Consider the following 4,838-nt stretch of genomic DNA (forward strand, 5'->3'; position numbering starts at 1 on the left):
GGCGGCGGCGCGGTCGAACCGCCTAGAACCACTTCCACGTCTTGGGGATCCGCTCCCCCGCCGCGAGGATCTTGATCTTCACGCCGGCCATGAAACCGTTGATCTCGAAGTCCAGATGCGGGCCACCACGGATGTCGTAGCGGCCCTCGTCGATCTTGAGCTCGGACCACGTCCGGTTGCCGGTCACCGCGACCGAGACCCCCGGGGGGAGCAGGATCTTGGCGTTGGCGGCCCACAGGTCGAGCTGGATGTGGGTGCGCGGGCGGTCGACCACGGCCTCACGGGCGTCGAGGTAGATCTCGCCCATCCAGGACGTCAGCCGGTAGTCGTCCGGGAGGGACCACCGGCCTTCCCGCTTGAGCGTGTCGAAGACCGAGGTCTTCTTCCGGCTCTCGTCGACGGTGATCGCCCCCGTCGGCCGGGTGGCCGGTGGCTGCGCCGAGGAAGGGGTGGGCCCCGCGCCGGGACCCAGCGGCAGTCCGCTCAGGGCCACCTCCAGCTCGGCGGGGCAGGTCGCGGACCAGATCCTGGCGGCCCGGTCCGAGAACTCGGCGAGGGACAGCTCTCCCCGCCCCACCATCGCCTCCAGTCTCTGCTGAGCGAGGGCCCGCGGGTCGGTGTGCGGCTCCTGGGTCATGCCCCCAGGTTACTCAGCGGGTGAGGTCCTTCATCATCGACCGCATCTGCGCGGACAACTCGTCGGCCATGTCCTGCAGGCCGCCCGAGATGACCTGTGCCAGCAGCGCCGGGTTCTGTGCCTCGATGACGCAGCCCCCGGAGGACTCGCGGACCACGACGTTGCAGGGCAGCAGCAGCGCGACCTCCTTGCTCACGTCGAACGCCTCACCGGCGAACCCGGGGTTGCACGCCCCGAGGATCAGGACGCGCTCGATGTCCTTGTCGATCTTCTTCTTGAGCGTGGCGGTGAGATCGATCTCGTGGAGGATCCCGAAGCCGCGGTCGGCGAGCGCCTCGCGGGTCGCCTCCACCGCCTCGTCGAATCCCATCGCCGTGTACGTACCGATTCCGACGTCCATGTCGCAGTCCTCACGTCTGTGGTCGGGTGATGTCTTCCGCGTACCGGGGCCAGCATCCCACGGCCCCGGGGAGCGGTCAGGCGAGCGAGAGGAAGAGCTTCTCCAGCTCGGCCACGGTGATCCCGTCCTCGCCGGTCTCGCCGTCGCCCGCGAGGCATTCCTGGATGTTGGAGCTGATGATCTTGAACCCGGCGCGGTCCAGCGCCTTGGAGACCGCCGCCAGCTGGGTGACGACGTCCTTGCAGGGGCGCTCCTGCTCGACCATGTCGATCACCGCGTTGAGCTGTCCCCGCGCCCGGCGCAGGCGGTTGAGCACCTGCGTCCTCGCCTCGTCGTCAGCCATCTCGGGCCCTCCTGCTCTCTCGCGGATGCGGATGTCGATCCGGACCCCAGTGTACCCGTGGGGGTATCGCTGTCCAGTCCGGTGTACGGAGCGGGCCCCGGTCCACCCCCTCGAGGGGAACCGGGGCCCACGGTTGCCGCGGTCGTGCCCGCAGCGCCGGCCGTGCCGGCGGAGTCGCAGGGGATCAGTCGTCGTGGACGATGATCCCGCGGACCATGCCGTCGCCGCCGGACTCCATGATCTCGTAGCCCTCGTTGACCTGATCGAGCGTGAAGCGGTGCGTGATCAGCTCGTCGAGCTTGAGCTGCTTCTCGTCCCACAGCCGCAGGATGTTGGGGATGTCGTGGAAGGCGTTGGCCGACCCGAACAGTGACCCCTTGATGACCTTCTCGTACTGGGAGACGAACAGCCCGGTGAGGTTGATGGACTGGTTGTCGAGGCCGCCCATGGAGGTGAGCACCACGACCCCCCGCTTACCCACCATGTCGGTGGCGTCGGCGGTCACCTTGGCGTCCGCCACGCCGATCGTGATGATGGCCTTCTCGGCCATGTTCCCCCAGGTCAGGCCCGGAAGCTCGGCCTTGGCCTGGTCGACGTCCGAGTAGACGTGGGTGGCGCCGAACTCCGTGGCCTTGGCCAGCTTCGACTCGTCCGTGTCGATGGCCAGGATGAATCGCGCGCCGGCGTGCTTCGCGCCCTGGATCGCGTTGATGCCGATGCCGCCGATGCCGAAGACGACGACGGTGTCACCGGCCCGGACGTCGGCTGAGTAGACGGCCGATCCCCAGCCGGTGGTGACGCCGCAGCCGACGAGCGCCGCGACCTCGAAGGGGATCCAGTCCTGGACCTTGACCACCGAGTTCATGTTGGCGACGGTGTACTGCGAGAACGTGCCGAGGGTGCACATGGCGCCGGCGGTCTCGCCGTTCGCGAGGGCGAACGGGTACCGGCCGTCGGCCATCTCGCCGATCGTGCCGTTGAGTCCGCCGTCGCACAGGTTGGTCATGCCGCGCGCACAGGCGGAGCACTTGCCACAGGCCGGGATGAACGACCCCACCACGTGGTCGCCGGGCTGGACGTGGGTCACGCCGGGGCCGACCGCCTCGACGACGCCCGCGCCCTCGTGCCCGCCGACGATCGGCAGTCGCCCGGGCAGGTCACCACTGGTGATGTGGAGGTCGGAATGGCAGAGACCGGCGACCTTCCACTTGACGAGCACCTCGCCGAAGTGGGGGCCGTCGAGCTCGGCCTCCACGATCTCGAACGGCTTGCCCAGCTCTCGGGCGATGGCGGCCTTGGTCTTCATTCGACTCCCTCCGGGCGCGACGGGGTGATCCCGTCACTGGAACGTGTTCTCATCACGATATCCGCATCGGTCCACCGGGGATCGGCAAACCGAGAACCTGTTCCAATTTCGGCGCGCGGGCGCGCCGGAGGGAGTGGGCCGACTCAGCCCTGGGCGTCGCCCTGCTGGGCCTGGGCCTCTTCGACCGCCTTGCGGACCTCGTCCATGTCGAGCCCCTTGATCTGCTCGACCAGGTCGTCGAGCGCCTGCTCCGGGATCGCACCGGAGTGACGGAACACGGCGATGCCCTCGCGGAACGCCATGAGCGTGGGGATCGACTGGATCTGCAGCATCGCGCCCAGCTGCTGCTCCGCGTCGGTGTCGACCTTCGCGAAGGTCAGCTCGGGGTTCTTGCCGGAGACCTTCTCGAACACCGGCCCGAAGGCCTTGCAGGGGCCACACCACTCGGCCCAGAAGTCCACCAGGACGATGTCGTTGTCGGTGACGGTCTTCTCGAAGTCGGCGGTCGTGATGTCGACGGTGGTCATACGAATGCCCTCCTAGCGGGACGGGGCGGCTCTCGTCCCGTCGTCTCTCGTCGCCAGCCTACGGACAGCCCGCGCCTGCGACGACCTTCTCGCACGGACCATACCCGTGTGGGTATTCAAGGTCGTGCAGTGAGGAACAACGTCGCCCGATCGGGGTTATTCCCCCCGCGCCCCCGGGCGGGGCGGGGATCCGAGGATCTCCGCCAGGAACCACTCGAGCTGGTCCAGGAAGACCGCGTTGTCGTCCCCGGCCACCATGTGACCGGCGTCCGCGACCTCGTGGGTGTACGCGTGCGGGAGGTGTCGCAGCAGGTGGGCCACCGACTCGTCGCTGACGATGTCCGATCGCGACCCCCTGATGAGCATGGTCGGCTCGGTGACGTGGGGCACGATCCCCTCGAAGTAGTCGTTCCCGATCTCGGCGTTGTCCCCGGTGGCGCCCGCGACGAAGCGCGGGTCCCAGTGCCAGTACCACCGGCCGTCGCCCTTCTGGCGGAGATTCTTGCGCAGTCCGTCCAGGTTCGTCGGGCGCTGACGACCAGGCTGGTAGGCGGCGATCGCCTCGGCGGCGGCCTCCAGGTCCGCGAACCCGTCCAGCCCCGACCGCATGAACTCCCCGATCCGCTGGACGCCCTTCGCCTCGATCTTCGGGGTGACGTCCACCAGCACCAGCGCCCGGGCGACGGGCTTGGCGGTCCCCAGCGCCAGCAGTCCGGTCAATCCACCGAGCGAGGCGCCCACGAGAACCGGCAGCCGGCCGGGGAAGCGGGCGGCGACGATCAGCTCGAGATCGTCGACCATGCGGTGGATGTCGTAGTCCCCGTCCGACGCCCAGTCGCTGTCACCGTGGCCCCGCGCGTCCATCGTCGTGACCCGGTACCCCTCGGTCGCGAGTCGCCGGGCGGCGCGGTTCCACGAGTTCCGGGTCTGCGCCCCGCCGTGCAGCATGAGGATCTCGTCGACCGGATCCGCATCACCGATCGGCTCCCACACGTCGCCGACGAGCATCCCGGCCGCACCGGCGAGCGTGAAGGACCGGGGCTCGGCGGCGTGGGGGTGATCACTGCGGGTCTCGATCTCGCTACTCGTCATGGTGGCCCTTCCGCCCGCACTCCCACCTCGGCGGTGGAACGTGTTCTCATATCGGTTCTACCACGAGCTCCCGGCGACCACCCGCGCGGCGAGGTCCTCGGCCACCGCGAGAACGGAGAGATAGGGGCCGCACCGCGGCAGCACCGGGAACACCGACGCGTCGGCCACCCGCATACCCTCGCAGCCCAGGACCCGGCCGGAATCGTCGACCACCTCACCGATCCGCGCCGACCCCGCGAGGTGCTGGGAGGTCGACGGGACGGGTGCGGGCCGCGGCCCACCACCGGGGATCCCCAGGCGGTCCGCGACCATCCCGGCGGCCTGGTCGAGCGCGGAGGCGTCGCGGGGGTCGTCGGCCAGCACCACCCGCGGGCCGTCTCCCCCGGAGCTCCCCTCCCGCACGTGGCCCCGGCCCACGGGGTTCATCAGGGCCACCCCGATCCGGTGCGGCTGGGGGTCCAGGCCCGGGATCACCCGGTGAATCGGGACCGAGTAGGGCCGCACCTCGACCTCCGCGAGGCCCGTCGGCCCGA

The 4,838-nt window shown here is 69.6% G+C and carries 7 protein-coding genes; all 7 read right to left on the reverse strand.

The features are described 5' to 3' along the window. Nucleotides 1–22 precede the first annotated feature (22 nt). A complete protein-coding gene (locus G6018_RS08995; protein WP_179525874.1) occupies nt 23–637 on the reverse strand; it encodes a DUF1707 domain-containing protein in 615 nt (204 codons plus the stop codon). Nucleotides 638–650: 13 nt separating this feature from the next. Then, the gene (locus tag G6018_RS09000) at nt 651–1,037 is read right to left on the reverse strand and encodes a DUF302 domain-containing protein (RefSeq protein WP_179525875.1); all 387 of its coding nucleotides are present in this window, start codon (nt 1,035–1,037) and stop codon (nt 651–653) included. A 76-nt stretch (nt 1,038–1,113) separates the two neighbouring features. Then, nucleotides 1,114–1,380, reverse strand: coding sequence for a metal-sensitive transcriptional regulator (locus tag G6018_RS09005; protein WP_179525876.1), 267 nt, complete (start codon nt 1,378–1,380; stop codon nt 1,114–1,116). Nucleotides 1,381–1,564: 184 nt separating this feature from the next. Next, entirely contained in the window at nt 1,565–2,686 is a 1,122-nt protein-coding gene (locus G6018_RS09010) for an NDMA-dependent alcohol dehydrogenase (protein ID WP_179525877.1), read from the reverse strand. Between the two features lie 143 nt (nt 2,687–2,829). Next, on the reverse strand, nt 2,830–3,213 hold the full coding sequence (gene trxA, locus G6018_RS09015; RefSeq protein WP_179525878.1) for a thioredoxin: 384 nt from the start codon (nt 3,211–3,213) through the stop codon (nt 2,830–2,832). Nucleotides 3,214–3,369: 156 nt separating this feature from the next. Beyond that, nucleotides 3,370–4,305, reverse strand: coding sequence for an alpha/beta hydrolase (locus G6018_RS09020; RefSeq protein WP_182639430.1), 936 nt, complete (start codon nt 4,303–4,305; stop codon nt 3,370–3,372). A gap of 57 nt (nt 4,306–4,362) precedes the next feature. Next, on the reverse strand, nt 4,363–4,838 hold a 476-nt coding region (locus G6018_RS09025; protein ID WP_241732025.1), incomplete at its 5' end, for a GMC oxidoreductase.

Origin of the sequence: Dietzia sp. DQ11-44 (genome assembly GCF_014145205.1) — a bacterium.
Taxonomy (GTDB): Bacteria; Actinomycetota; Actinomycetes; order Mycobacteriales; family Mycobacteriaceae; genus Dietzia; species Dietzia natronolimnaea.